We start from the raw sequence: 25,408 nt of genomic DNA, 5'->3' as shown, positions 1-25,408 counted from the left end.
TTTTGCGTACTAACGCAATCACAAATCAATTATAATCAACATCATGTTTGTCATTCCGTAGGAATCTAAGCTGCTTTATTTTCAGTGTGTTCAGATTCCTACGGAATGACAAACCAACCGTTAAAAACTAAGTTCTTACTAATTACGGACATTCTTAATAAATATTCAATTTAGATTTTACTTTTTGCGTACTCATGCAATCACAAAATCAATTATAATCAGCATCATGTTTGTCATTCCGTAGGAATCTAAGCTGTTTTATTTTTCAGTGTTGAGATTCCTCCGGAATGACAAACCCACCGTTAAAAACTAAGTTCTTACTAATTACAGTCATTCATTAATAAATATTCAATTTAGATTTTACTTTTTGCATACTACGACAAAGTCGGTGCGTTACTTAAAATCTATTAATTTATAAATGACAGATTTTTCAGAACCGCTTCAGATTTCAGTTCGGTTTCAATCCATTCTTTTTCCGGGTTGCTTTGAGCGGTAATTCCGCCGCCAACGAAAAGGTGTACAGCATTACTGTAGAGTTTTGCACAACGTAAATTCACAAAATATTGGATGAAATCATCGGTTTCAATTCTGATAAATCCGGCATATAATTCTCTCGGGAATTTTTCAAATTGCTCAATTTTCTCCTTACAAAAATCTTTCGGAATTCCGCAAACAGCAGGTGTCGGATGAAGCTCTTCGATGATGGCGTCAAGATCTTCAGGATTTACTTTCAATTTAAAATCGCTTCTCAGATGTTTGATGTTTCCCGAAATATGATCATGAGTTTCCGATTCGTAAATATCATTCTCTGAACTGAATTTTTCCAAAACGTTTCGGATGTAGGAGGAAACCGGTTTTTGCTCTTCGATCTCTTTTTCAGACCAGTTTTCAGAGACAGGGATTGTTCCTGCCAAACTCATCGTTTCAAACTCGTGGGTAGTTTTATTAAATTTTCCTAAAACTTCAGAAAAAGCGCCAATCCATGAGTCTTTACCATTAATGAAAATATATCTGAAGGCATTCGGATAAGCATGACAAAGGTGTTTAAAACTTTGGTATAAATTGATTTCATTAAAGTCTTTGAAAATTTTTCTTCTTGAAAGAACCAGTTTGGGCAGATTATTTTCTTTAATAACATGAATGACTTCCTCAAGTTTATTCAGATATTCTTTATGAGTTTCTGCAGAAAAATCAGCTTCTTCTTTAGCTAATAATTTGCCGGAGAATGTATCCTCTATATCATTTACCTCAATAATATTTCCATTGAAACTGATCTTTTCCGACTGATCAAACGACTGAAAAATGACTGCATTTTTATCTGAGTTTTCGTCTGTAGAATAGAGTTTTTCGTCAAAAGGAAATTTGAAGTAAATCATAAGTTGAATGCTTTATGAAAATCTTTATTTGGAAATAAAATAAGAAATTCCCAGATTCAGTTTTCGTTCAGCAAAGGTATTATTAGTCTTAAAAATGTCAAAATCAAATGAGCTGTTTTTTAAAGATAAGTTGTTTAAAGAATACTGATGATAATCTGCAGTAATCAATATTTTTGGCAAAATGCGATATTGCAGCCCGAAAGAAAACCCAATGTTGAATTGTTTGCTTTTAAAATCATCAAGTTTATTTAAAACATTGCTTTCAGGAACTAAAAATTGCATTTTGTAAGTGTTTTTACTCACTGCAAATCCTACGAACGGTCTGAATTTTCTCCATTCATACAAGACTTTTAGCTGTGCTGTATACTCAAAATGTTTATTATTAAATCTCTGAAAAAGCAGTGGCTTATTGTCTTCTGTGAAATAAAATCCGTTTAAATAGGTGTCTTCTTTGTTGGCATCCAGATCAAAGGTAGAATTCCAATGGTAAATATTGGCGGATAACATGAGATATAAATTTTTACTTACACTCTTAGAAATCCATATTCCTAAATTTTCCCCGAATTGTTGTGTGTCATTATTCAATTCCTTTGCCCAACTGCTGTTTTTAAAGCCGATTCCACCCTCAATACCATATTGAAAACCCTGGATAAAACTTTTTTCCCGAGTTGTAGTTGTCTTTACTTGAAAAATTCTGTTCTCTATGATTGGACCTTTTAGAGTTGGAAGAGAAATTTGTACGTCGTTTATTCTGCTTTTCACTGCTTTTTCTAAATAAATCGTATCGTAGATAATCACTTTTTCATAGACCACTACAGTATCTGCTTTCGTTTTTTGCGCCTGTATGATTTGCAACGATAATACGGTAAAAATGAAAATGATGTTTCTGAAAAGCATGTTTCTGGTATTAATTTTCTCTTTCGATAAAAATAGTGTCTCTCTGAATGACTTTTTTTACAATAATAACTTTTTTAGGTGAAATTTCAGCAGAATCTTTTGAAGGTACTTTTTTTTCTTTGGCAAAAGTTGCTTTTACAGCAGTTTCCTGATTTTTTATTTCTTGATTTAGATTCTTGATTTCGCTTGATTCCTGATTTTGAAAATTAGTTTTTTCAACAATCTCAGGTTTTAGTTCTGACGGAGAATCATTATTTAAATCGATTCCTATCTCATTTTTTATTGAAGATTGGGCTTCTGAAAATTTTTGTTTGAATACTTTGTTTTCTTCAAATGCTACGACCGAAATGATAAGAGTGATCAGTAAGGTAGCGGAAATAATCAGTTTTTTCCTGAAATTTTTATTGGTGCCTGAAAATGAAACAGTATTAGTATTCAAAGAAATATCATCAGAAAATGAAAGATTTTTTGACGGAGCAATTTTAAAATCTGCAAATTTACTTTGAAAAGTCTGTGCCCAAACCAATCCACCCAACCCCAGAAAAACCAATAATTGTGTAATCTTTTTATTGTTTTTCGGTGTATTTTGATTGACGAAATTGTTTAATAAATAATTCTGAACAGATTTTTTTGCTCTCAATAAATGTGATTTTGAAGTGCTTACATTGATGCCCAATAGTTTTGCAATCTCCTGATGAGAATTGTTTTCGATAAAATACAGATTAAAAACAGAACGGTGATGTAATGGCAGACTGTCGATAGACTTCAACAGTTCTTCTCTGGTGAAATCATAGGCTAAAACGTGATTTTTTTCTGTGGCAGAGTTATTCATTTCGATCAATGGTTCCGGGATTTCTGATATTTCTGTAGAGACGAAAATTTCTTTGGAGCTGCTTCGTAAGTACTGTAAAGCATTATTCACAACAATGGTTTTGAGCCAGCCAAATAAAGCTTTTTTATCTTTCAGCTGATGGCTTTTTTGCATAGCGATAATAAAACTGTCCTGCAATAGATCTTCTGCCGTCTGCAGATCTGTAATATACCTGCGACAAATCCCCAAAAGTTTTGGGGATAAATCGACATATATTGTATTCCAATCTGTTTTTGTTTTAGGCATTGGTTTAGTTTTCTACTACATAGATGGAGTTGAAAGTTGCAGTATAATTTATAGTTCCGTTTTGCAAACCGTTTATATTTTGAGATTCTACACCATTGATAAACACTTTTCCGTTGTAGGAATTATTTTGTATGTTATATTTTATCATGTAGATGTCATTATTAAGAACAAACAAATCCTGAATGAAAGGCAAAGCTGAAAACGTTGGATTAATTACCGTGCTATTTTTGAAATAGCTCATTCCGTTGTCATAATATGTTGTATATAAATCGTTTGTCGATTTGTCGGAAACAATTTTCCCGTAAAAAGGAAGTGATGCTGTATAATCACCAATTAATGTTTCTGCGTTTGTATTGATGTTTTTAGAATAATACTTAGAATTTTTCTTATAGAGAATGTGTAATCCGTTATTGTTTTTTGCAAAATTGAAAACGTAATCAGGATTATTCAGTGAATTGTATGTTGTATTCTTAAAATATCCCCTGTCAATGTTTTGATTATTATCTACAACCAAAGCAGAAACATAAACATCTGAACCGTTAATAAAAATACCTTCAGCAGATGGAATAAACTGACCTTTTCGAAGCAAAGTTTTCACACCGTTTTTCCAATAGCAAAGCTCATATCGTTCTAACGAACTTGCTGGGATTGGGTTTTCTACGTAACCGGCAAAATAGATGTCTCCATTATTTACTGCAAAGCCTGTTATATCGTGCTGTACGTTATTTTGAATATTCAGATATTGCTTGATTTCAGTCTTTACATTATCTTTCCAAAAATACTGTATTGATTTATGTGATACTGGATTGATCCCCATGCTTCCTGTCACATAAACATTGCTGTTTTCAACCTTAATCTCTATCGGAAGTAAATTGTCACCGTTAGTAAGATCAGTTTTTATATTGTTTTTCCAAAAGCAGGCTTTGCTGTTTTCCCGACCTGCAACATATACATCATATGATTGAGCAGTATTTTTTTCTGCGCCCTCACTTATATCGGAGTCATTGCTGCAAGAATTAAAGATTGATAAGATTAATAAAAGAAAAGGTAAAAGTAGTTTTTTCATAAGTTTTTGTTTAAAAGTTTATCTTGATAAGATGCAAAAAGATAAAAAGGTTGCAGTTGGTTTATTGAAATAAAACAGGTTTTGTACTTTTTGATATTTTCACAATATGATAGGGTTGTGTAACAACGGATGTTGCGTTTCCTGTCAGAAGTTTTTCAAGATCTACCACGATGCTTTGCGGGTTTTCATCCACCGTGATAATATCAACTGAATGTCCGCCATTTGGGAAAACTTCATCAAATACAGCAATAACCATAAACTGATTAAAGTCGATATTGGTTTCTGTAAAACCACCCGAAATATTATTAACAGAGTCTAAAGTATTAAGAAAAGCATTCCACTGCGTAGTGTTTGTAATCACTGTATTTTGCTGTGAAACATAGCTTCCAGAAAGATTTCCTTTGCCAATTGGCTGCGTAGCTATTGGAGTTTTATACTCAATGTTGTTTTCATTATCACTGCACGAGTTTAAGATAAAGAAAATCGAACAAAAGAACAGAAGTAGGTAATTTTTCATAATTGATAATTTTTTGGTTACAATTATAAGATGAAAAAAACTCAAAAGGTTGCAGCAAGTATATAAAAAAAGACTCAAATAATTTGAGCCTTCAGTATTTTTACTTTAAATATTATCTGTTAATGATGTTATTCGTCATTGTTGTATGATTGATCAACTGACCTTTTTCGTCACGTATTTCAATTTCAGAGACGTGCATGGTCTTTCCTTTTCGGATAAATCTTGCGACGGCAGTTACGGTTCCGTCTCTTTTACTTCTCAGGTGATTTGAATTGATATTTGTTCCTACTCCGAAATATTTGCTTCCGTCAATAAAAATATTAGAAAGGCTGGAACCCATTGTTTCTGCCAAAACACAACTTGCTCCGCCGTGCATAATTCCGAATGGCTGATGGATTTTTGGTGAAACCGGCATTGTTGCGGTTAATGTTTCATTCTCAAGATCAATATCGATGAATTGTATATCAAGGGTTTTTGCAAAAGTTTCTTCACCCCAATTATTGATAAATTCTAATATTTCTTCTTTTGTTTTGCCTTCTGTATACATTTTTATGGAATAAGTAATTTTGCTTCTAACTTCTAACTTCTAACTTCTAACTTCTAACTTCATCATTTCCTATGATATTAGGATTCCAGTTAGAAGGAATTTTCGGACCAATATCGTATTTAATATAATAATTCTGGATTTCTTCCATGATTTCAAGGAACGAAGCCGATGCTATTCTCTCATAAGGAATCGTATAACCAAGGTAGACGATGTTTCTTTTAAAATCTCCGGCTGCTAAAACGATTGGAACTTTCGCGGCTAAAGCCATGTGGTAAAAACCTTTTCTCCATTTCGGAACCCAGCTTCTGGTGCCTTCAGGAGTAATCACAAGACTGAAATCATCTTTTTTAAATTCATTTGCCACAAAATTGATCAGATCATTTTTCTGGCTTCTGTCGATACCGATTCCTCCTAAACCTCTCACAATAGAACCGTACCAAGCTTTGGTGTGGGCATCTTTGATGATGATTTTCAGAGGTTTTCCTAAAGTCCAATAGGCAAGGTTGCCCAGAAGATATTCCATATTGTGCGTATGAGGTGCTACAACCAGAATACAACGGTTGAGGCTGTTGACATCGCCCTGTAACACAACCTTCCAACCCAGCATTTTTAAAAGTAATTTGCCAATCAGCTTTTTCATGAATTTAAATTTAAAACAAAAAAGTATAACCAAACAATGGTTATACTTTACAAATATATTGAAATATTATGGCTCTTAAAATAACCCGCTGATTAAATCTGCGATTTTTATTGCGATTTCTAAAACTAATTGTACCATGATTATTGTTTTTTGTGTTGGTTAATTTTTTACGAAGATAAGACAATTTTAATATATAAACCACTAATTAATGAAGAATTTATAGTTTTTTTGAGAGTAGAAGAGTGTGGGTTTCAAACTGTTGCTATTCATCCACACCTTCCGCCACTCTCTCAAGTTTAATTATTTGGTTTTGATAGAAAATTCTTTTTTACCATCTTTTATTTTGATGTCGACATCTTTCATTTTCTCAATATCCATCTTCATTGTATCCATGATCTTGTCGGCTTGGTTCTTAGGATATTTCTTTCCGTTGATAATTACGCTGTCTTTATCATTTTCATTGTATTCGATAGTAGAACCGTTGATTGTAATCTTATTTTTTTCGATCTGAATATTTCCGTTCTCATCATCGTTCTCTTCTTCTTCATTATCGTTGATTCCGTTTCCGTCAGTATCACCGTCAAAATTCATTGAGTCCTTCTTTAGAGGAATTACCACTGCATTTTGAGGAATTACCAGTTCGTAATCAATATTGTAATCTCTGAAACGATGTTCGTAAGGATATTTGATATAATTCGGAAGAATCACTTTATTACCAACGATTTCCACAGGAACAGTTGCATTAAGCGGAATGTTATATCCTTTCGCCTCTTTTTTAATAATTAAATATGGCGTTTTGATATCTGCTTTTCTTGTTACATCAACATGAATCCAGTCTTTTTCATAAACTGAAATCTTGTCTGAAAATAAATCATCGTCGTATGCTGTGAAATTTTGAGGAATTACTACACTTTTCATGTCAACATAGATGGTGTCTGATAATGTATTGATTGCAACTTCTTCAGTGTCTTCTTTTTGTCCTTTCAGGAACATTTCTCTTTTTGCCATGCTCACTCCGAAATAAGTACCTAAAGCGATTACGGCAAGAAAAAGAAGTCCGATTACCCAACCGATATTTCTCAGCTTAGTTTTTGGAGAGAAAATCTTGATGCTTAATAAACTGAAGAGGATTGCTGGAATCAAAGAACCAACGATAATAAGCGCAGCTAGAACATTGTACAATCCATCGTCATCAAAAAAGAATTTCATTTCATTGGCTCCTGGAAAGTTTGAATCTATTCCGAAAAGACCGAATAAAACAAATACTCCGATGATGCTTCCGAATGCCATCAATGCAAAGAAGCCGCCTATTAAGTATTTTAAAATATTCCAAACTCCGCTTCCTGCATTGTTAATGTAAGGTTTGTTTTCGATATAAATCTCACCTGCTCTTGTCGTCGTTTCATTTGCAAATTGCACAATTTTACTAGATTCTTCTTTCAGATTATCAAAATTTAAAGGTTTACCTTTCATTTTTAAAAAGTCTGAAGCTGTTTCTGCTTTTGGTAAAACAGCCCAAAGAATAAAGTATAAGATAATTACGAGAAAAGATGATCCAGGTGCGACCCAAAGAAATATAAATGCACCAATCCAGATGAGTCTCATCCAAGTAATTTCCATACCAGAATAGGCTGCCAAACCTGCACAAACACCGGCGATCTTTTGTCTTTCAGGATCACGGAAAAGTTGTTTCTTGTCAGTGTAGTGAGTTCCTGAGCTGTCTCTTTTTGTATTTTTTTCAGAATAATAAGCTTCTTCCTGTTCTTCAATTTTTTCAGGAGAACCAATTTGAGCGATTACTCTTTCTACGTCTGTATCATTGATTACTTCGCGTTTTCCTAAAGAATCTCTGAAGATCTCAACCATTCTGATTTCTATGTCGTGCATTACCTCATCTGCTTCAGAAGCATCTAGTGAGCTTCTCAGTGCATTCAGATAATCGCTGAGCTTTATGTATGCGTGTTCTTCTATGGTGAAAGAAAAACCTGCGAGTCCTATTGAGAGTGTCTTGTTCATAGCTTTTGTTTTTTAAATTTTTTGAGTGATTTGGTTTACAGAATCTGTCAGTTCTTTCCAGGTATTTTGCAGTTCAGCTAAAAAAGTTTTGCCTTTTTCTGTGATTTGGTAATATTTTCTTGGCGGTCCTCCCGTAGATTCTTCCCATCTGTAAGAGAGAAATTCTCCGTTTTTCAATCGGGTCAAAAGAGGATAGAGGGTTCCTTCCACTACATCCAGTTTTCCTTTTTTCAGTTCATCTATTAAATCAGAAACGTACATTTCGCGATTGTTGATGAGGCTTAAAATGCAGAATTCCAGAATCCCTTTTCGCATTTGCGCTTTGGTATTTTCAGTATTCATCTTTATAAGTTTGTTAATTAGTTATATCAAATCAGTTTTTGTTTCTAGCTAGTTAAACTTTCTCTGATTCTACATTACAAAGATATGTAATTAAAATGGTAATATGCAATACAAAGTAGTGAAATTATTTTTAGTATTTACTTAAATATTTGATAATCAGTAGAATAAATTTAAATTCATATTTTTAAATAATTTATTTTTGTTCTATTCTTATTCTAAAAACTGAGATTTTCATGATAATTCTTATTTTTGAGGCATGAAAATTCAAAAAGAAATTGATTTTATCGTCGCAATTGACGCTTTAAAAAACGTACAAAGAAGAAATTACAATGCTGACGACTCCAGAAGGGAAAATACAGCCGAACATTCATGGCAGATTATAATTTTGGCTCAGATTCTTTTTCCCTACGCTAAAAACAGAGCAGATATCGATTTGTTGAGAGTCATCAGAATGCTTTCAATTCATGATTTGGTTGAAATTGAAGCAGGAGATACCTTTCTTTTTGACGAAGCCGCAATGGTTGGGAAATTTGAAAGAGAAAAAATTTCTGCCCAAAATATATTCGGAATTTTAGACGAACCTATTCGTTCGGAGTTTTTTAATCTCTGGCTCGAATTTGAGGAAGAGCAAACTCCTGATGCGATTTTTGCCTGTGCCATTGACAGAATAATGCCTTTCATTCTCAATTCACACACTTCAGGAAAAAGCTGGACAGAAGCTGCAGTAACCGAAAAACAGGTAAGGAATATGCTCGAAAATGCAATCAGCAGGGCTTCTGACGAAATGGGAGAGGCTTTTCAATTTTTAATGATCAAAAATCTTGAAACCGAGAAGGTTTTGAAATGAGTTTTTCTGAAAATTCCGGTTAAACCTAAAACTTTGGTGTACAGATTGTTGTATAGCTTAAAAAAGTTATGCAGACAAAAGATTATAACAGAGAAGAGCTAAACTACCATCAAAGTGAAAATAACTATACACTTTTGATCCCTAAAAAATTTTTGAATGTAAAAGATATTAACATTAAGAAAAAAAATCCGGACGGAAGTTTTTCTGATGCCCACGTAGAAATGCGGGAAGAAGAAAATAATATTCTGATCATCACTACGATTCCTATTGATATTCGGCTGGAAATTTCAGATGATATCTAATTTTTTAAAGTTTTTAAAAATAAGGTTTCGGCGGGCAAAGCCCGCCGAAACCAGCCTGAATTTATAGTATTTGAATTGGTTTCTTAAATTCATCAATCGCCACAAAAGTAAAATCACCTACGATAGCTTTTTCTCTTTCGTAAGAATACATTTGCTCGGTGTATATTTCCACATTGACTTTCATACTGGTTTTTCCAACGTGTGCTACTTTTCCGATTAGCTCGACAATTGTTCCCGCGGGAATTGGTTTTTTAAAATCGATTTTATCGCTGCTTACGGTTACCACTCTTTTTCTCGCAAAACGGGTCGCTGTAATGAATGCAACTTCATCCATCAGCTGCATTGCCGTTCCACCGAAAAGGGTGTCGTAATGATTGGTCGTGTTTGGGAAAACCGCTTTAAAGATTCGGGTCTCGGAAGCTTCAATTCTCTCTTCTGTAGTCATATTTCATTATTAATTAAAGCGAAAATGAAATATATTGAAACAAACAGACAGATCAGGAACAAGAAATTCCTGAAGTAAGCTATGAGATCAACAAACTTCAAATCGCGAAAGTTTTTTGTCTGTAGAAAATGGCAGGTCTCCTGACTTGTAACATCTTTATTTCCTTCCCATGCGTTTTGCACAGTGGTTTTTAATAAAGACTTTGGTTACTTTACAGTTGCGCGACAGTTCGTGACTTTCACACGATTCCCTTTTCATCTGCGGTTAGGCAGAACCAATTTCCCGGAAAATTATCAGCAAGAAGCATTATATCAAAAGCTAAAGACTTTCCGGATGCAAAAATAATGATAAATAGGTGAATTATTCAGGATTTTTAAAAATAATCTGGCTGATTACTTTTCCTTCCTTGATAGTCCAAAGCGACGTGTATCTATTCGCTCCGGAACCATTGATCATATAGAGGAAGATATGATCGTCGTCGATAGAAGTTACTCCGATGTTTTCAAAATCCATAGTAGGCTGGAACATATTTTTAATGGCTTCTCTCACAAAAACAGAACCTCTTCCGGGTTGCTGTACTCTGATCGATTTGATTTCGGTCATTCCTTGCGGCAATTCTTTATCAATTCCCCATGGTTTTACTTTATCGATGGTTTTGATGTTTCCGGCTGCATCTTTTTCCTGTTTCCGGTAGCTTGCATTTGACGGATAAATATCAATGACAACCTTACTTCTTTGTGCAGTAGGAATTTTAGGATTGTTATTGTCTGTGAAAATGATTGACTTCCCGTTTTTAGACTTTGTAGGAGTGTATTGTGGAAGCTGGTCGATAAAAGCGATACGGTCTTTATTGACCATACCTTCTTTCGTCAGACTGTCATATCTTACAAATGGTTTTTCGATTTCACCTTTTTCGGGATATTTGATCCAGATCCAGTCTGTTTCGCCGGGAGCAGGTTTCACATAAACAAAAACATCTCCTTTTTTCATTCGGATTTTGTCTACGATTTTTCGATAATCTTCTTTATGTACACGCACCATCGCATAACCTTCCGTGGCTTTTACCACTCCGAAAGGAACTTTATTCTGTGCATTAATTAATGAAAAAGAAAAAATACTGAATATCGATAAATAAATCGCTTTGTTGATGAAAGTCATTGGGAAAGAATATTTATAGTTCAAAGATATAAATTAAATGTTTTTCGGAAGATAATTATATCTTTTCAATTCTGTTAAATCTTTTATTGGTTTTAAATGGCTATCTGAAAGCAGATAAATACTTTCTGAAACATCCAGAACATCCAGATATTGATGATCTGAAATTAGGAAACCTTTATTTTGAGACTGTTCTTTGATGATATTTTTTATCTCGGAAACAACTTTCGGTGATAGACTGTGAAAAGGCTCATCAAGTAAAATAAATTCGGCTTTTGAATAAATGATTAATAAAACTTCCAAAACTCTGAGCTCACCACCGGAAAGCTGTCCAGGAATTTCATTAATGAAAGGTTGAAGCAATTCTGAATATAAAAGTTTTGCTGAATTTTCCTTATTGCAAAATAATCCGATGAGCTTTTTGATCTTAACATTTTTAGGTAAAAAAGAAAATTGTGGTAAATATGAGATTCTGTTTTTGTGATCAGATTGGTTTTTTAAAAGAATGTCATTGAATTTTATATGTTGAGTTTCACCTTTCATAATCCCGAATATAATTTTGAAAAGCGTTGATTTGCCGGAACCGTTTCTTCCCAGAATTCCTACAATTTCACCGGTTTTACAACCTAAATAAATATCCTGTAGAATTTTCTTTTCACCAAATGATTTTGTGATGCTGTCAATATGAAGCGTACTCATAAAAAACGTGTGATTATTTTTATAATTAAACCGAAAGATAAAGTTATAATCCAAAGAAATAATTTTGAAAACCCGAAATTAGCATAGAAATGATATTCGTTTTTAAATCTCAATTCATAAATAAAATAATGAAAGCAAGGAAGAAGCACAATAAAACACAATCCGAAACTTTCATAACTGATTCCTATCTGAAATGCCATCAATACAGAAAACAATACCGCCGGAATCAGCAGCTTTCGGTAAAAAATCCATAAAATTTTAAAATCGTTTAGCATTTTTCAAAAGTAATAAAAAAGAGAGTGCTTGTAAACACCCTCTTTTTTGTATTATGGGAAGTCATTTTTGAAATGCTACCTACGACTTCTATAAAAGCATTCGAGGATTGGGTGAAAAGCACGCCTGCATTTTAGAAAAGCTGGCGTCCATTTCGAAAAAGCTGGCGTCCGTTTTTAAAAATCACACATGCTTTTTTATTCCTCTCTAAAATGAGCTATTTCGTTCATTAAATTCTTTCCAATTCATCAGAACTGATCACGGTTTTAAAGCTTCCGTAATTGACAGTCACTTTGTTTTTAGAAATCGTTTCAATAGTTCCGACACTTGTACTTCCTGTAATTCTTACACGTTGTCCGATTTTCATCCACACAGCACGGTCGGTTTTACGTTTTTCCTCAATTTTATCGTTCGTTTCAGAAATTTTTTCAATTACATCTTCTTTTTTTAATTGTTGAGTGATTTTTCTTTTGACAATCTGAAGACGTTTTGTTTCATCTTTATCAGCCCCGATTTTTCTGAACTTTTCCTGCTCAAGAATTTTTACAAAATCTTTCACTACATCTTTTCGTGATTTTCCTTTTACGTAACTGTCGATAAAACCTTCAATCTTTGTCCCGAACTGAAGTTTTCTGTGCTCATCTTCATACAGTTTCTGGAAATTGAAAAGTTTTTGCTGAAGCTGCTCGTTCAGTTTCTGAAGATTGTCGCGTTTATCTTCCACAGAACCTTTCCTTTCGGCAAGATCGGTTTTCAGTTTTTCAACTTCATATTTTTCCTGTTGAAGTTTGACGATGGTTTTATCTAAATTAACGATGTCATGTTCCACTTTTTTCTTCGCAGAATGAATGATAAATCTTGGGATTTTATTCTTTTCCGCAACTTCAAAGGTGAATGAGCTTCCGGCTTGCCCGACCTCGAGTTTGTACATCGGTTCCAGAGTTTCCTCGTCAAAAAGCATTGCTGCATTAATAGCATTTGGAAGCTGTTCTACAACCAATTTGATGTTGGTGTAATGCGTAGTAATGATCGCAAAACTCTTTTTGTCATAGAAAAACTCAAGGAAACTTTCGGCTAAAGCACCACCCAGTTCAGGATCAGATCCTGTTCCGAACTCATCGATCAGTAAAAGTGTTTCCGGATCAGATTCACGGATGATTCCTCCCATTTTCTTTAATCTTGAAGAGTAGGTCGAAAGATGATTTTCAATAGATTGATTATCACCAATATCGGTCATGATTTTATCAAAGAAAAACATCTCGGATTTTGGATGCGCAGGAACCAGAATTCCGCTTTGAATCATCAGTTGAAGCAATCCTACAGTTTTCAGTGTAATTGATTTTCCACCAGCATTCGGTCCGGAAATACAGATGATTCTGTTATGCTCCGTCAAGCTTAATGTTTGTGGGAAAATAGTTTTATTTTCAGCTTTATTTCTCAACCATAGTAATGGATGATAAGCTTCTCTCAGCTTTAAAGTTTTATGACGGTTAATTTTCGGTAAAATACCATTCACCAACTCGCCGAATTTTGCTTTGGCTCTCGTTAAATCTAAATCAAAAATATAAATCTGATATCTCCAAAGCTGTGGCTGGAAAACCGCTAATTCTGCGGTAAGCTGCCTCAGGATTTTGTCAATTTCTTTCTTTTCTTCTTCCTGATCTTCACGGAGCTTGAAGTAATGCTTCACAACGCTGTCCGGCTGAATAAAAGTAATAGATCCTGTTTTTGAAAGTCCTAAAACTCTTCCCGGAACCCGTTTTTTATAAGCAGATTTTACCGCCAAAACTCTTTGGTCTTCAATAATACTTTCACGGATGTCATCCAGAAAATCACTCTGACTGTAATTGAATAAGACTCTGTTGAAATTTTCCTGAATTGCTTTTTTCGACACCTGAATTTCGGCTCTCAAGGTTTTCAGAATTGGTGAAGCTTCACTTTTTACTTCTCCAAAACGGTTAAAAACTTTGTCAACTTTATCAATGATTTCTTTTTTATATTCCAAAGCAGAAGCATCATTCATCAGATTCGGAAAAGTATCGGGCATCGTTGGGAAAAATTTCTGAAGTTTTCCTATTTGTTCGGTAAGGGTTTTTATTTTGATGAAAGCTGAGTTTTCGAGACGGTAATTCTCAATCAGCATTAGTTTCAGTTCGCTCTCAATATCTTCATATTCATCAAACGGGATCGCATTTGAACTTTCAAAACTCGACAGGTATTCTGAAGTTTTTTTCAGCGAAAGTTCAGCCTCATCAATTTTCATCGGACGAAGCTCAAGGATTTTTTCTCTCGTTTTCGGAGAATATGCAAAAGGAGCAATTTCCGCGAGTAATTGCGGAAACTCTAATTCGTTTAAATCTTCTTTATTTATATACACAGTGCAAATTTAGTGAGAAAATGTGAATGTGATGTTGTGGTGTTTGAAAATGAGTTTCTTTACATTTTATTTAACCACAAAAATTTCAAAATTTAATACATTAGTTTTTTTTAAGTTAAATTTTTACCACACAGTTTGTCATCCCGTAGGGATCTCGGCTTAGTATTAGAGAATAGATTGGAAAGATTCGAGTTTAGATCCGTACGGGATGACAAACTTTATGTTTAATTTATCTGGATCACAAAAATAAAAAATTAAATAAGTTTTATTTTCTAATGTATTTATAAAAAACTTTTTCTCTCATGGTTTAGTTTTTATTAAATTTGAGATATGAGAATAGAAACCGATCGTTTGACTTTAAAGGAAATTGATGAAAGCCATGTAGAGGATATTTTAAAAATCAGAAGCAATGAAATTGTCAATCAATTTGTAAAAAGAATTCCACCAAAAACAAATTATGATGCGCTTGACTTTATTTTAACGATCAAAAAAAGGATTCGGAATAATGAATCTCTCTATTGGGGAATCTCATACAATAATCAACAAAATCTCATCGGAACAATTTGTCTCTGGAATTTTTCTGAAGACCGAACAGAAGCAGAAGTTGGTTATGAATTATTGCCCGATCATCACCGAAAAGGAATCATGTCTGAAGTTTTGACTGCCGTTTTAAATTTTGGTTTTAATGAATTAAATTTGCAGGAGATTTTAGCTTTCACCAATAAGTTTAACGAAAACTCGAAAGGACTTCTTCTGAAACACGATTTTATTTTGCAAGAGGGAAGAACTGATGAGGGTTTTCCGGATAATTTGGTTTTTAGTTTGAAAAAATAATACTTTATTTTTGTCATTCTGACGAAGGATAAACCTTTATCTATTTTGGCTCTGGTTTTATATACATTTGCATATCTTATGAAAAAAATATTACTTTTATTTTTACCTGTTTTGTTTTTAGGACAAAATCAGAACCAATCACCAGATTTAATGAGTTTGGCGATGAAGAATATTCAAGATAAAGATTTCGAAAATGCAATTATTAACCTTGATAAGTCACTAAAAATAAATCCTAAAAACCTGGCTGCATTATATTTTAAAGGATACTTACAAATTATAATTGGTGAAAAGGAGAATGGTTGTAAATCTTTAACTGATGCAATTTATCTAAATAGTAATAGCGCAAAAGAGTTATTTCCAAATAAATGTTTGGATTATAATCCCAAACTTAATGCAGAAAAATTTAAAAATGGAAAATTCACTCTGCAAATTCTAGGATACTCTTCATTATATAATTTTGAAAGGAAAGACAACATGCAGTATGAAACCTTTGAAGGAAAGACTTACAACGGTAAAATAACATGGTATGATTATGGAGACTACACAGTTGTTCCCACAGGAGATAGTGTGGAATTATTGAAAGATAATCCTGAATTTTTGGTAAGAATTCTAAAAATTGAAGATGAGACATATTTATATGAAAAAATTGAGAATGAACAAATCCAATTTGGAATAGTAAAAAAGTTGACAAAAAACATAAAGATTAAATGACCTGGACCGAAATTTTAGCCCCAATAAAAAGCACACCTTACTTTACCAATCTTTGGGAAAAAGTAAAACAGGAATACGCAACCACAAAAGTTTTCCCACCAAAAAAACAGATTTTCAGAGCATTAGAAATTACGCCTTTTGATGAGGTTGAAGTGGTGATTATCGGGCAAGATCCTTATCACAATGATTTTCAGGCAAATGGTTTGTGCTTTTCGGTCTCCGAACAGGTGGCTGCACCGCCTTCGCTTAAAAACATTTTTATCGAACTGAAAAGTGATCTCGGAATTGAAAGAACTTCAAAAGAACTAGACGATTGGGGGAAAAAGGGCGTTTTATTATTAAATGCAACATTAACTGTTCGTGCACATTCTCCGAATTCTCATAAAGATCTCGGCTGGGAAACATTCACCAATTATATCATCAAAGAAATTTCAGACAAAAAAGAAAATGTAGTTTTCGTTTTGTGGGGCGCTTTCGCACAAAAAAAAGCCGAACTCATCGATCCGGCTAAACATTTTATATTAAAATCTGCACATCCGTCACCGTTTTCTGTTCACAGAGGTTTTTTCGGAAGCAAACCTTTCTCAAAAATTAATGAATATTTAGTTTCAAAAGGCAAGAAACCTATCTCTTGGTAGAATCTTCTCCGCCTTTCACAATGACGATTCCTATTCGGTATTTTCCGGAAAGTGCTTTTGCTCCTTCTCCTGAAGTAGGTGCAGGATTTACTTCAACCAGAGAAATTGTATATCCATTGAAAAAAGTTGATTTGTGATAGCTTCTTCCTGCATTTTCTGTCGTTGCTAACGGAATTGTCATTGGTCTTGTCGTTGTTCCCATAAATTCGATATTGGCAACGGCTGCCCCTTCCCAAACACAGGTTACGCCTTCCGGGCAACGGCTGTCTTCAGCAATGTTTTTGAAAGTGACATTCATTTGGTATTCGCTCAGAAATTTATTTTCTCCTTCAGTAAAGTAAATAATTTTTCCTTCCACATTCTTGTTGTTTTTTGTAGCCACTTTTTCAGCACTTTTTGTTTCTTTTTGAGTATTGCAGTTTGATAAGACCAACAAAGCAAAACCTGAAATTATAATTTTGTAAAACATATCTGTTAAATTAAATTAGTCGTCATATCCAAAACTACAACAAATAACATTGCCAAGCCTACTACAAGACTAAAACCTGTTCCGTAAATAAATCCTATGAAAGCTCCTTTTGTTGAGCGTAATGCTTTGTTCATATCTTTGCTGTCATGCAAAAGTTCACCAATGAAAACTCCGGCAAACATACCCACTAGAAATCCTAATGGAATAGGAAGAAAAATGCCGACAATGGTTCCGATAATTGATCCGATGCTTCCCCAACGCGTTCCGCCATATTTCCGGTTGGTTTTTGCAGGAATTACATAATTTAAAACCGCTGAAGCAAGCGTGAGAATGACAAATGCCCAAATATAGATCATCGACATATCTGAATCTGTTCCATATTTGTAAATCAAAAGTCCTCCAAGACTCAAAACCAGTCCGGGCAAAACGGGCAAAAAAGTTCCCAATATGCCTAAAACAAGTAAAATAATACTGATGATCGAAATTAAAGTATGATCCATAAAATTAATTTTAATAAAAAAAGTGACTTCTAAAAGCCACTTTTGTTAAGTATCAATTTTCAAGCCGATTTTCTAAAGATTAACAATCACGTATTGTAAGATTACTCCGGCATTACCAATGTTTCCTGAAGCGTGATTATGAAAAGTAGTGTAGTAAATATAACCACTTCCTGATGCGCCTGAACACGGACCTACTGTCGCTCCTAAAGCTACTAAGTAAGGAACTGCAACGGTAGGAACAGAAATGCTGATCTGAATATTTCCCGGAAGTGTAATACAAACGGTTGTAAATGCTGTATTTGGAGCATTTCCTATTGGTGTAGTCGGAATTCCTGTTGCGGTAAACTGATTGGTTCTGAGCATCAGTGCATCATTGGTAGTAGCATCTTTTACCAGAACTTCCCAATAGGCAGGATCGTAAGTAATGATTTTTTGCCATGCTCCCAAATCATAATCAATATTTAATGAGTTGAAACCCAGTGCTGCAGTTAAACCTGCATTATTTACACTTGCAGCAACTAAACCAGATGATCCCAGATTTTTTGAGCATAATTTTGAATCGGGAACAAAACCTCCTGAAACTCCACAATTATCTGTATTATTGGTTCCTCCGACAAGATAAGCAACATCCCAGTCTGAAGCATAAATACTTCCGCCATTAGCTACAAAAATTGCCAGATTGGCATCAATTGCCGGATAAAGTGCTTGATTGACTGTATAATTTCGTGAACCGCAGTTAAGAAAAACAATATCATATTGGGCAAGTGTATTGATATTGGCAAGATCAGCATTGGTGATTTCTGTTGCAGTGTATCCCAAGTTTAAAATGATGTCTTCAATCTTATCATACGAACCTTTCACATATGCAATTTTAGCAACCTGATTAAGTTTTGTCTGATTTGCATTGAGATTGACCGTTTCGTTGTCTTTAATCGTTGCAGAAATCTCTGTACGGAAATTGCTTCCATTTCCTGTCTGAATGTAAACGGTACGTGTACCAACGGGAGCTTCCAAAATAAAATTACCGTCAGAATCTGACAAGGTGTGGTAAATTTTGTATTTTTCATCAAATGTAAAAACTGAGGCTCCCCCAATTGGTTTGCTTCCGTTTTGTGACATTACTTTTCCGGACAATTTTCCGGTTTTCATAACAGTTGATGTGATCTCTGCCGGAGTTTCAGATTCGGAGCGACATGCTCCCAGAGATAATAGAATAATAAAAATTAAAAGAAGATTAAAGTTTCTCATAATAATAGTTTTATGGTTTAGACTACTAAATTAACAAATTTATTATTAAATATATCTAAATTTTCATTTTAATTTGTTGAATTTGTAATGATTTTAGAAAATAGTTATTGAAATTTGTTGTGGTAAAGGTTTTGCTGATTCTAATTTTATTAAATTTGCTATAATGAAAGACGAGTTAAAAGATACAAAAGATTTTTTGCAGAACATAAGCGATCAGATTCACTATTTTGTTAAAGATAATGTTTACTCTGACCTTGTTCTTACCGTTCAGATTTTACTTAAGTTTATCTTTTTGGCTGGACTTATTTACACGCTTGATTTTGTTTTCAAGCTTTTGGTAAATCTTATATTCAAGAGATTTTTTGATAAAGAAAAATATCCTGTTTTCAAATCTATCTATCAATCAAGAATCACAAATTCAATAGTTCATCTGTCTGCTTTGGCATTCGCCGGTTCGGCTCTTTTTTCCGTATTTTACAGACATCCCAAAAGTTTTACATTATTGGAAGTGATTGTGAATCTGTCAATCATCTTTGTGATTGCAGGAATGCTGTTTAGGGTATTAAATACATTCAGGAATTATTTTGTGATCAAGCAGGACTTTTATAAAATAATGGCTCTCAATGCTATTTCTGAATCGGTGAAAATTTTTGGTATTTTTATTCTGACTGTTATAGGCATTTGTACTGTATTTGGTATAAAAGGCGGTACAATTCTGGGAAGTTTGGGAGCAATCACAGCGGTTTTGGTATTGGTTTTCAGAGATACGATTTTGGGATTTGTCACAGGTCTTCACGTAGCAACTTCACGAAGTCTGAAAGTCGGTGACTGGATCGGAATTCCAAAATATAATATCGAAGGAAATATTCTGGAGATCAATCTTTTGACTACGAAAATCACTAATTTTGATAAAACAATTTCGTCAATTCCTACTTACGATTTGCTGACCACGGAGATCAAGAATCTTCAGGTGATGTCAGAATCCAACACGAGAAGAATTAAAAAATCAATTTTCTTTAATATCAATTCATTTAAATTTTTAAATAACGAAGAAATTGAACGTTTAAAAGAGATCAATCTGATCTCGGATTATCTGAATGAAAAAACTTCAGAGATCACATTAGAAAAAGAGAAAATAGAGCATAAAGATAAAATTATCAACGGAAGACAATTGACCAATGTTGGTGTTTTCAGATATTACACACAGAAATATTTAGAAAACGATCCCGAGATTGATAAAGAAAGCCCGATCATGGTTCGTCAGCTGGAGATTACCACCCAAGGTCTTCCAATGGAAGTTTATTGCTTCGCAAATGACTCGAAATGGGAAAAATTTGAGCAGATTCAGGCAGATATTTTTGATCACCTGCTGGTTGCTTCAAAAGAATTTGATCTTCAGATTATGCAAATCGGTTTGCCGAAATAAATTTTAAAATAAATAAGATTCAAGATAAGGAATATCTGAAATCTAATAGCTATAATAATGACAAAACTAAGCGTAAATATCAATAAAATTGCGACCATCAGAAACGCAAGAGGCGGAGAAACACCGAGCGTTACAGAAGCTGCAATCAAAATTCAGGAATTCGGAGCACACGGAATTACCATTCATCCAAGACCCGATGAAAGACACATCACAAGAAAAGACGTTTATGATCTGAAACCTTTGGTGACAACAGAATTCAATATTGAAGGAAACCCACACAGAGATTTTATCGATATAGTTTTGGAAGTAAAACCCGAGCAGGTAACTTTAGTTCCGGATGCCGATGATGCAATCACCTCAAATGCGGGGTGGGATACCAAAAAGCACTTTGATTTTTTGAAAGAAATTATCTCTGAATTTAAAAATGCAGGAATCAGGACTTCTGTTTTTCTTGACCCGACTCCTGAATTGGTGGAGTATGCTTTCAAAACAGGTGCTGACAGAATAGAACTGTATACCGAAGCTTACGCAAAAAATTATACAACCAACAAAGAACAGGCAATTAAGCCTTATTACGAAACTGCTGTCGTTGCCAACGAATTTGGTTTGGGAATCAATGCAGGTCACGATTTAAGTTTAGAAAATTTAAAATATTTCGCAGATAATATCCCGAATTTGTTGGAAGTTTCCATCGGCCACGCTTTAGTTTCTGAAGCGTTGTACATGGGCATGGAAAACACAGTTCAGGCGTATTTGAAGAGATTGGCAAAATGGTAATTTTTTAGATGAAAGAATTTTGCACACCTTTACCGGAAAATAAAAAACAGTACATCAAAGATGTAGGAACTGTTCTTGTAAATGATTATGGCAAAAAAGATTTCTACAAGCCGGGAGAAATAAAAAAAGCCAATCAAAAAACCTTGTGGGGTACTTCTGGAACAGATTTTTCTTGTTGGAGCATGTCTGTATTTTCTTCACATGAAGATTTTGATGCTTATCACAGAAGCGAAGGCGAAGTTTGTGATTATGTAGAAATGAAGCAAATCATGTTGGAAGGTATTTCAGGAAATAATTTTGATTTTAGTTTTTTGGAATATTCAGATTCAGACATCAATATAGACTCATCCTGGTTAGATTTAAGTGATATATTCGGAGCCATCGGAGATTTTTTCTCAGCATTTTTAGATTAATAAATAATGGAAAATAATATACTACATTCAAAAATATTCGGCGAAAATTTATCGTCAACACCGCTTTTAGTATTTCACGGTTTGTTTGGAATGCTTGATAATTGGGGGAGTTTCGGGAAAGAACTGGGCGAGTTTTTGCCGGTTCATTTGATTGATCTTAGAAATCATGGAAGAAGTTTTCATTCTGAAAATATGTCGCATGACAATCTGGCGAATGATATTGCTAATTACATGGATCATTATGGCATTGAAAAAGCTCACGTTTTGGGACATTCTTTAGGTGGAAAAGCGGTAATGCAGTTTGCGTTGAGCTATCCAGAAAAAGTTGAAAAACTGATCGTCGTTGATATTGGTCCAAAAGCATATCCTCCACATCATCAGGGAATTATTAAAGCTCTTGAAACGGTTGATTTTGATACTGTTAAATCAAGAAATGAAGTGGAAGCGGTTCTCAGTCAATATATTCCTGAAAAATCAACCATTCAGTTTTTAGCTAAAAATTTGTACTGGGAAGAAATTGGTGATACAAAGAAACTTAATTGGAGATTCAATTTGAAAACACTTTCAGAAAAATACAATCAGTTTGTTTCAAATGCGATTAAATTCGGAGTTTTTGAAGGTGAAACTTTATTTATTGCAGGAGAAAAATCAAATTATATTTTACCACAAGATGGTTTTGCAATCAAACAGCAATTTCCAAAAGCTCAATTTGTGAAAATTAAAAATGCTGCACATTGGGTTCAGGCAGATAATCCTGTGGAATTCAGTGAAGTGGTGAGGAATTTTTTAGGTTTAAATTAAATCAAAATTGATTTCAGAAATCACCCCAAGATAATAATATCATACAAATTCAATCAAATAACCGCATAAAATTTGCAAATTTGCAGGAATTTGTAATTCACTAATCAAGCAGGAAATAAATTCATGGTTTTTGTAACAGGAGCAACAGGAATTTTAGGCAGAATTGTCGTTTTGGAACTTTTGAAAAAAGGTAAAACGGTGCGTGCTGCAAAAAGACCTGCAAGTGATATTGATGAAGTGAAACATTCTTATCAATTTTATACAGAAAATCCCGAAGTTTTTTTCAATAAAATTGAATGGACGAATGTTGACTTTGACGATATTCATTCATTACAAAATGCCTTGAATGGAATTACCGAAGTTTATCATTGTGCCGCCAAAGTAAGTTTTCATCCGAAAGATGAAAAAGAAATGTATCACACCAATATCAAAGGCACAGAAAATCTTTTATTTGCGTGCGAAAACTCAAGCGTGCAGAAATTTCTTCACGTAAGTTCGATCGCAGTTTTGGATGGAATGAATGAAAAAGGAGAATTGGATGAAGGATCAGATTTCAATCCTAAAACAGAACATTCTGCTTACGCAATTTCAAAACATCTTTCTGAAATGGAAGTTTGGAGAGCTTCTGCGGAAGGATTAAATACAATCATCATCAATCCGGGAATGATCGTAGGAACAGGAAACTGGAAACAGAGTAGTGGTGAACTTTTTTCGACTTTTGAAAAAAACAGTTTTACATTTTCAGGCGGATCGGCTTATGTAGATGTTCGTGACGTTGCAAAGATTGCAGTTGATCTGATGGAAAAAGATCGATTCGGAGAACGGTTTATTCTAATTTCTGAAAGTAAAAAATACGCAGAAATTGGAAATCAAATCAGAAGAAAATTAGATTTAAAGGATGTGAAAATTCTTTCCAAATTTATTTTAAATATCGGAAGATGGCTCAACATATTTTTGGGTTGGCTGATTCCGCAGTTAAAAATGGCAACAAGAACCAATATCGAATCGGTGACTTCTTCAAGTATCATTTCAAATCAGAAAGTGAAAGATACCCTGGATTATGATTTTATTCCGGTTCAGGAAAGTATAGATTTCCATCTCAACAATTATATTAATGACAAAAAGCTGAATAAATTATAATGAATCTTGCAGAGGCAATAATCAATAAAAATGCGGAAAAGCATTCTTTCAAATCAGCAGTAGGTTTCAAAAAGAAAGAAGGCTGGAAAGAATTGAGTTGGAAAAAATTCAGCGAAATTATTTTTAAAACGGCAAACGCATTAAAAAATAACGGTGTTGAAGAAAATGACAAAGTCGCCATCTATGCAGACAATTCTGCTGAATGGATGATTTTTGATTTGGCAGCGATGTCCATCGGAGCCATTACAGTTCCTATTTATTCTACCAACAATGGCGAACAGGCAGAATATATCATCAACGATTCTCAATCCAAAATTATTTTGGTCGGAAATCAGGCGCAGTATGATGCATGTTTAGAAATTGTACAAAAAGAAAATAGTCTTCAGACTATCATTGTTTCTAAAAAAGCAGTTTGGGTAAAAAAAGAACATACTTTTTATTTGGAAGATTTTATTGCTAAAACTTCCCCGAAACTTGAGATTGTCAAAAAAGAATTTGACGATTTAGCAACCATTATTTATACTTCAGGAACGACCGGAACGCCAAAAGGTGTGATCCTGACCCACGGAAATTTTATTAAATCTTTTGATGCTCATTTTGAATATTTTAAGTTTAAAAACTTTGAAGACGAACTTTCATTGGCATTTTTGCCCTTGACTCACGTTTTCGAAAGATGCTGGAGCTTACTCTGTCTTTACGGCGGTGCAAAAGTTTATTTTCTTGAAGATCCGAAAGATATTGCTGCAACTTTGGAGGAAGTGAAACCGACGATGATGTGTGCTGTTCCGAGATTTTTCCAGAAAGTGTACGCTGGAGTTTTAGAAAAAGCCAAAGAAGGCTCATCATTTAAGAAAAAAATCTTCGATTGGGCTCTTGAAGTTGGAAAACAAACTGCAGAATTAAAAAGAATAGAAAAATCAGCTCCTTTAGGGTTGATGGTAAAACACTCTGTTGCCAATGCTTTGGTTTTTAATAAAGTAAAACAGAAAATGGGTGGAAGACTTTGGTTCATGCCGTGCGGTGGCGCTTCCGTTTCGCCTGATGTGACACAATTGTTTGAAGCAATGGGACTTCATATCACAGTTGGTTATGGTTTGACAGAAACTACGGCGACATTAACAGCTTTTCCTTTTACTCATTTTGAACATGGAAGCTGCGGAAAACCTTTACCGGGCGTAGAAATTCGTATCGGAGAAAATGATGAAATTCTGGCAAAAGGAAACGGAATTATGAAAGGTTATTACAATAAACCTGAAGAAACGGCAAAAGTTTTCACTGAAGACGGTTGGTTCAAAACCGGAGATGCAGGAAAATTTGACGAAAACGGAAACTTGTTTATCACAGACCGTATCAAGGATCTGATGAAAACCTCGAATGGGAAATACATTGCACCACAACAAATTGAGAATCTTTTAACCAATAACAATTTTATTCAGCAAATCGTTTTAATTGCGGAAGGACGACAGTTTGTTTCAGCGTTGATCGTTCCGAATTTTGAGTTTTTGGGAGATTATGCAAAAAAGAACAATATCTCCTCTACTAATCGTGATGAATTAGTTCAAAATAAAGAAATTATTGATTTTTATAAAGATAAGATTAAAGAATTGCAGCACGAGCTTTCAGATTTTGAAAAGGTGAAAAAGTTTACTTTAATGCCATCTGAATTTGAAATCAGCAGTGGAGAAATTACTCCGACATTGAAAGTAAAACGAAATGTAGTGCTGAAAAAATATGCAGATTTAATTGAAAAAATGTATTAGATCTTTTTAAATTATATATAAATCAACATAGAGTTTGTCATTCCGTAGGAATCTAAATTACGAATTTTGCATTGT

General features: G+C 34.0%; 27 protein-coding genes and 1 riboswitch. Of the genes, 11 read left to right on the top strand and 16 right to left on the bottom strand.

Going from position 1 to position 25,408, the window contains the following annotated elements; all coding sequences use genetic code 11:
• Positions 1–407: 407 nt before the first annotated feature.
• The 9 genes from K0R77_RS13240 to K0R77_RS13200 all read right to left on the bottom strand — a co-directional run bounded on the left by K0R77_RS13240 (position 408) and on the right by K0R77_RS13200 (position 8,518).
• Positions 408–1,376: a chorismate-binding protein gene (locus K0R77_RS13240; RefSeq protein WP_300353173.1), complete on the bottom strand. Its 969-nt coding sequence runs from the start codon at positions 1,374–1,376 to the stop codon at positions 408–410.
• 24 nt (positions 1,377–1,400) lie between these two features.
• On the bottom strand, positions 1,401–2,273 hold the full coding sequence (locus tag K0R77_RS13235; protein ID WP_300353170.1) for an outer membrane beta-barrel protein: 873 nt from the start codon (positions 2,271–2,273) through the stop codon (positions 1,401–1,403).
• 10 nt (positions 2,274–2,283) lie between these two features.
• Complete coding sequence (locus K0R77_RS13230; RefSeq protein ID WP_300353167.1) at positions 2,284–3,390, bottom strand: RNA polymerase sigma factor; 1,107 nt, start codon at positions 3,388–3,390, stop codon at positions 2,284–2,286.
• 4 nt (positions 3,391–3,394) lie between these two features.
• Entirely contained in the window at positions 3,395–4,456 is a 1,062-nt protein-coding gene (locus K0R77_RS13225) for a hypothetical protein (RefSeq protein ID WP_300353165.1), read from the bottom strand.
• Positions 4,457–4,517: 61 nt separating this feature from the next.
• Positions 4,518–4,973 (bottom strand): protease complex subunit PrcB family protein, encoded by a 456-nt coding sequence (locus tag K0R77_RS13220; protein WP_300353163.1) that lies wholly within the window; start codon positions 4,971–4,973, stop codon positions 4,518–4,520.
• Positions 4,974–5,085: 112 nt separating this feature from the next.
• Positions 5,086–5,520: a hotdog fold thioesterase gene (locus K0R77_RS13215; RefSeq protein ID WP_300353161.1), complete on the bottom strand. Its 435-nt coding sequence runs from the start codon at positions 5,518–5,520 to the stop codon at positions 5,086–5,088.
• Positions 5,521–5,566: 46 nt separating this feature from the next.
• Positions 5,567–6,160, bottom strand: a complete 594-nt coding sequence (locus K0R77_RS13210; protein ID WP_300353159.1) for a 1-acyl-sn-glycerol-3-phosphate acyltransferase — start codon at positions 6,158–6,160, stop codon at positions 5,567–5,569.
• Positions 6,161–6,460: 300 nt separating this feature from the next.
• The gene (locus K0R77_RS13205; protein ID WP_300353157.1) at positions 6,461–8,176 is read right to left on the bottom strand and encodes a PspC domain-containing protein; all 1,716 of its coding nucleotides are present in this window, start codon (positions 8,174–8,176) and stop codon (positions 6,461–6,463) included.
• A gap of 12 nt (positions 8,177–8,188) precedes the next feature.
• On the bottom strand, positions 8,189–8,518 hold the full coding sequence (locus tag K0R77_RS13200) for a PadR family transcriptional regulator (protein WP_047442550.1): 330 nt from the start codon (positions 8,516–8,518) through the stop codon (positions 8,189–8,191).
• Positions 8,519–8,774: 256 nt separating this feature from the next.
• On the opposite strand from K0R77_RS13200, the gene K0R77_RS13195 reads away from it, so the two are divergent.
• The gene (locus K0R77_RS13195; RefSeq protein ID WP_300353151.1) at positions 8,775–9,365 is read left to right on the top strand and encodes an HD family hydrolase; all 591 of its coding nucleotides are present in this window, start codon (positions 8,775–8,777) and stop codon (positions 9,363–9,365) included.
• Positions 9,366–9,433: 68 nt separating this feature from the next.
• Positions 9,434–9,667 carry a hypothetical protein gene (locus K0R77_RS13190; protein ID WP_300353149.1) on the top strand — a complete coding sequence of 78 codons (234 nt, stop codon included), beginning with the start codon at positions 9,434–9,436 and terminating at the stop codon, positions 9,665–9,667.
• Positions 9,668–9,728: 61 nt separating this feature from the next.
• On the opposite strand, the gene K0R77_RS13185 is transcribed toward K0R77_RS13190, so the two are convergent.
• The 4 genes from K0R77_RS13185 to K0R77_RS13170 form a co-directional block, all read right to left on the bottom strand.
• Complete coding sequence (locus K0R77_RS13185; protein WP_219971083.1) at positions 9,729–10,112, bottom strand: acyl-CoA thioesterase; 384 nt, start codon at positions 10,110–10,112, stop codon at positions 9,729–9,731.
• A 112-nt stretch (positions 10,113–10,224) separates the two neighbouring features.
• Positions 10,225–10,406, bottom strand: a riboswitch (cobalamin riboswitch).
• Positions 10,407–10,472: 66 nt separating this feature from the next.
• On the bottom strand, positions 10,473–11,294 hold the full coding sequence (locus K0R77_RS13180; protein WP_300353142.1) for a hypothetical protein: 822 nt from the start codon (positions 11,292–11,294) through the stop codon (positions 10,473–10,475).
• Positions 11,295–11,303: 9 nt separating this feature from the next.
• On the bottom strand, positions 11,304–11,966 hold the full coding sequence (locus K0R77_RS13175; protein WP_300353139.1) for an ATP-binding cassette domain-containing protein: 663 nt from the start codon (positions 11,964–11,966) through the stop codon (positions 11,304–11,306).
• A gap of 502 nt (positions 11,967–12,468) precedes the next feature.
• The gene (locus K0R77_RS13170; protein WP_300353136.1) at positions 12,469–14,616 is read right to left on the bottom strand and encodes a DNA mismatch repair protein MutS; all 2,148 of its coding nucleotides are present in this window, start codon (positions 14,614–14,616) and stop codon (positions 12,469–12,471) included.
• A 330-nt stretch (positions 14,617–14,946) separates the two neighbouring features.
• Between K0R77_RS13170 and K0R77_RS13165 the strand changes: the two genes are divergently transcribed.
• From K0R77_RS13165 to K0R77_RS13155, 3 genes are all read left to right on the top strand, one after another.
• Positions 14,947–15,450 (top strand): GNAT family N-acetyltransferase, encoded by a 504-nt coding sequence (locus tag K0R77_RS13165; RefSeq protein WP_300353133.1) that lies wholly within the window; start codon positions 14,947–14,949, stop codon positions 15,448–15,450.
• Between the two features lie 78 nt (positions 15,451–15,528).
• Positions 15,529–16,161: a hypothetical protein gene (locus K0R77_RS13160; protein ID WP_300353131.1), complete on the top strand. Its 633-nt coding sequence runs from the start codon at positions 15,529–15,531 to the stop codon at positions 16,159–16,161.
• Complete coding sequence (locus tag K0R77_RS13155; RefSeq protein WP_300353129.1) at positions 16,158–16,799, top strand: uracil-DNA glycosylase; 642 nt, start codon at positions 16,158–16,160, stop codon at positions 16,797–16,799. Before K0R77_RS13160 ends, K0R77_RS13155 begins: the two co-directional genes overlap by 4 nt.
• Here the strand turns inward: K0R77_RS13155 and K0R77_RS13150 are convergent.
• From K0R77_RS13150 to K0R77_RS13140, 3 genes are all read right to left on the bottom strand, one after another.
• Positions 16,786–17,268, bottom strand: coding sequence for a hypothetical protein (locus tag K0R77_RS13150; protein WP_300353127.1), 483 nt, complete (start codon positions 17,266–17,268; stop codon positions 16,786–16,788). The two genes, K0R77_RS13155 and K0R77_RS13150, sit on opposite strands and share 14 nt — an antisense overlap.
• Positions 17,269–17,273: 5 nt before the next feature.
• Complete coding sequence (locus K0R77_RS13145) at positions 17,274–17,768, bottom strand: DUF456 domain-containing protein (RefSeq protein WP_300353124.1); 495 nt, start codon at positions 17,766–17,768, stop codon at positions 17,274–17,276.
• A 72-nt stretch (positions 17,769–17,840) separates the two neighbouring features.
• Entirely contained in the window at positions 17,841–19,016 is a 1,176-nt protein-coding gene (locus tag K0R77_RS13140) for a hypothetical protein (protein WP_300353121.1), read from the bottom strand.
• Positions 19,017–19,179: 163 nt separating this feature from the next.
• Here K0R77_RS13140 and K0R77_RS13135 point away from each other — a divergent pair, with 163 nt between their 5' ends.
• The 6 genes from K0R77_RS13135 to K0R77_RS13110 all read left to right on the top strand — a co-directional run bounded on the left by K0R77_RS13135 (position 19,180) and on the right by K0R77_RS13110 (position 25,333).
• The gene (locus K0R77_RS13135) at positions 19,180–20,442 is read left to right on the top strand and encodes a mechanosensitive ion channel domain-containing protein (protein WP_300353118.1); all 1,263 of its coding nucleotides are present in this window, start codon (positions 19,180–19,182) and stop codon (positions 20,440–20,442) included.
• A gap of 57 nt (positions 20,443–20,499) precedes the next feature.
• Entirely contained in the window at positions 20,500–21,219 is a 720-nt protein-coding gene (locus K0R77_RS13130) for a pyridoxine 5'-phosphate synthase (protein ID WP_300353115.1), read from the top strand.
• An 8-nt stretch (positions 21,220–21,227) separates the two neighbouring features.
• Positions 21,228–21,632, top strand: coding sequence for a hypothetical protein (locus tag K0R77_RS13125; RefSeq protein WP_300353112.1), 405 nt, complete (start codon positions 21,228–21,230; stop codon positions 21,630–21,632).
• A gap of 6 nt (positions 21,633–21,638) precedes the next feature.
• A complete protein-coding gene (locus K0R77_RS13120) occupies positions 21,639–22,433 on the top strand; it encodes an alpha/beta fold hydrolase (protein WP_300353110.1) in 795 nt (264 codons plus the stop codon).
• Positions 22,434–22,556: 123 nt separating this feature from the next.
• The gene (locus K0R77_RS13115; protein WP_300353107.1) at positions 22,557–23,573 is read left to right on the top strand and encodes an NAD-dependent epimerase/dehydratase family protein; all 1,017 of its coding nucleotides are present in this window, start codon (positions 22,557–22,559) and stop codon (positions 23,571–23,573) included.
• A complete protein-coding gene (locus K0R77_RS13110) occupies positions 23,573–25,333 on the top strand; it encodes a long-chain fatty acid--CoA ligase (protein WP_300353104.1) in 1,761 nt (586 codons plus the stop codon). Before K0R77_RS13115 ends, K0R77_RS13110 begins: the two co-directional genes overlap by 1 nt.
• The last annotated feature ends 75 nt before the right edge of the window (positions 25,334–25,408 follow it).

Origin of the sequence: Chryseobacterium sp. (assembly GCF_029240215.1) — a bacterium.
In the GTDB taxonomy this organism is placed as follows: domain Bacteria; phylum Bacteroidota; class Bacteroidia; order Flavobacteriales; family Weeksellaceae; genus Chryseobacterium.
Note: the sequence above shows the minus strand (reverse complement) of the source record. Positions and strands in the feature narration are given on the sequence as shown.

Bases quoted from the DNA above. Each gene is read 5' to 3' on its own strand.
- K0R77_RS13240 (WP_300353173.1), bottom strand. From the start codon at position 1,376: ATGATTTACTTCAAATTTCCTTTTGACGAAAAACTCTATTCTACAGAC.
- K0R77_RS13235 (WP_300353170.1), bottom strand. From the start codon at position 2,273: ATGCTTTTCAGAAACATCATTTTCATTTTTACCGTATTATCGTTGCAA.
- K0R77_RS13230 (WP_300353167.1), bottom strand. From the start codon at position 3,390: ATGCCTAAAACAAAAACAGATTGGAATACAATATATGTCGATTTATCC.
- K0R77_RS13225 (WP_300353165.1), bottom strand. From the start codon at position 4,456: ATGAAAAAACTACTTTTACCTTTTCTTTTATTAATCTTATCAATCTTT.
- K0R77_RS13220 (WP_300353163.1), bottom strand. From the start codon at position 4,973: ATGAAAAATTACCTACTTCTGTTCTTTTGTTCGATTTTCTTTATCTTA.
- K0R77_RS13215 (WP_300353161.1), bottom strand. From the start codon at position 5,520: ATGTATACAGAAGGCAAAACAAAAGAAGAAATATTAGAATTTATCAAT.
- K0R77_RS13210 (WP_300353159.1), bottom strand. From the start codon at position 6,160: ATGAAAAAGCTGATTGGCAAATTACTTTTAAAAATGCTGGGTTGGAAG.
- K0R77_RS13205 (WP_300353157.1), bottom strand. From the start codon at position 8,176: ATGAACAAGACACTCTCAATAGGACTCGCAGGTTTTTCTTTCACCATA.
- K0R77_RS13200 (WP_047442550.1), bottom strand. From the start codon at position 8,518: ATGAATACTGAAAATACCAAAGCGCAAATGCGAAAAGGGATTCTGGAA.
- K0R77_RS13195 (WP_300353151.1), top strand. From the start codon at position 8,775: ATGAAAATTCAAAAAGAAATTGATTTTATCGTCGCAATTGACGCTTTA.
- K0R77_RS13190 (WP_300353149.1), top strand. From the start codon at position 9,434: ATGCAGACAAAAGATTATAACAGAGAAGAGCTAAACTACCATCAAAGT.
- K0R77_RS13185 (WP_219971083.1), bottom strand. From the start codon at position 10,112: ATGACTACAGAAGAGAGAATTGAAGCTTCCGAGACCCGAATCTTTAAA.
- K0R77_RS13175 (WP_300353139.1), bottom strand. From the start codon at position 11,966: ATGAGTACGCTTCATATTGACAGCATCACAAAATCATTTGGTGAAAAG.
- K0R77_RS13165 (WP_300353133.1), top strand. From the start codon at position 14,947: ATGAGAATAGAAACCGATCGTTTGACTTTAAAGGAAATTGATGAAAGC.
- K0R77_RS13160 (WP_300353131.1), top strand. From the start codon at position 15,529: ATGAAAAAAATATTACTTTTATTTTTACCTGTTTTGTTTTTAGGACAA.
- K0R77_RS13155 (WP_300353129.1), top strand. From the start codon at position 16,158: ATGACCTGGACCGAAATTTTAGCCCCAATAAAAAGCACACCTTACTTT.
- K0R77_RS13150 (WP_300353127.1), bottom strand. From the start codon at position 17,268: ATGTTTTACAAAATTATAATTTCAGGTTTTGCTTTGTTGGTCTTATCA.
- K0R77_RS13145 (WP_300353124.1), bottom strand. From the start codon at position 17,768: ATGGATCATACTTTAATTTCGATCATCAGTATTATTTTACTTGTTTTA.
- K0R77_RS13140 (WP_300353121.1), bottom strand. From the start codon at position 19,016: ATGAGAAACTTTAATCTTCTTTTAATTTTTATTATTCTATTATCTCTG.
- K0R77_RS13135 (WP_300353118.1), top strand. From the start codon at position 19,180: ATGAAAGACGAGTTAAAAGATACAAAAGATTTTTTGCAGAACATAAGC.
- K0R77_RS13130 (WP_300353115.1), top strand. From the start codon at position 20,500: ATGACAAAACTAAGCGTAAATATCAATAAAATTGCGACCATCAGAAAC.
- K0R77_RS13125 (WP_300353112.1), top strand. From the start codon at position 21,228: ATGAAAGAATTTTGCACACCTTTACCGGAAAATAAAAAACAGTACATC.
- K0R77_RS13120 (WP_300353110.1), top strand. From the start codon at position 21,639: ATGGAAAATAATATACTACATTCAAAAATATTCGGCGAAAATTTATCG.
- K0R77_RS13115 (WP_300353107.1), top strand. From the start codon at position 22,557: ATGGTTTTTGTAACAGGAGCAACAGGAATTTTAGGCAGAATTGTCGTT.
- K0R77_RS13110 (WP_300353104.1), top strand. From the start codon at position 23,573: ATGAATCTTGCAGAGGCAATAATCAATAAAAATGCGGAAAAGCATTCT.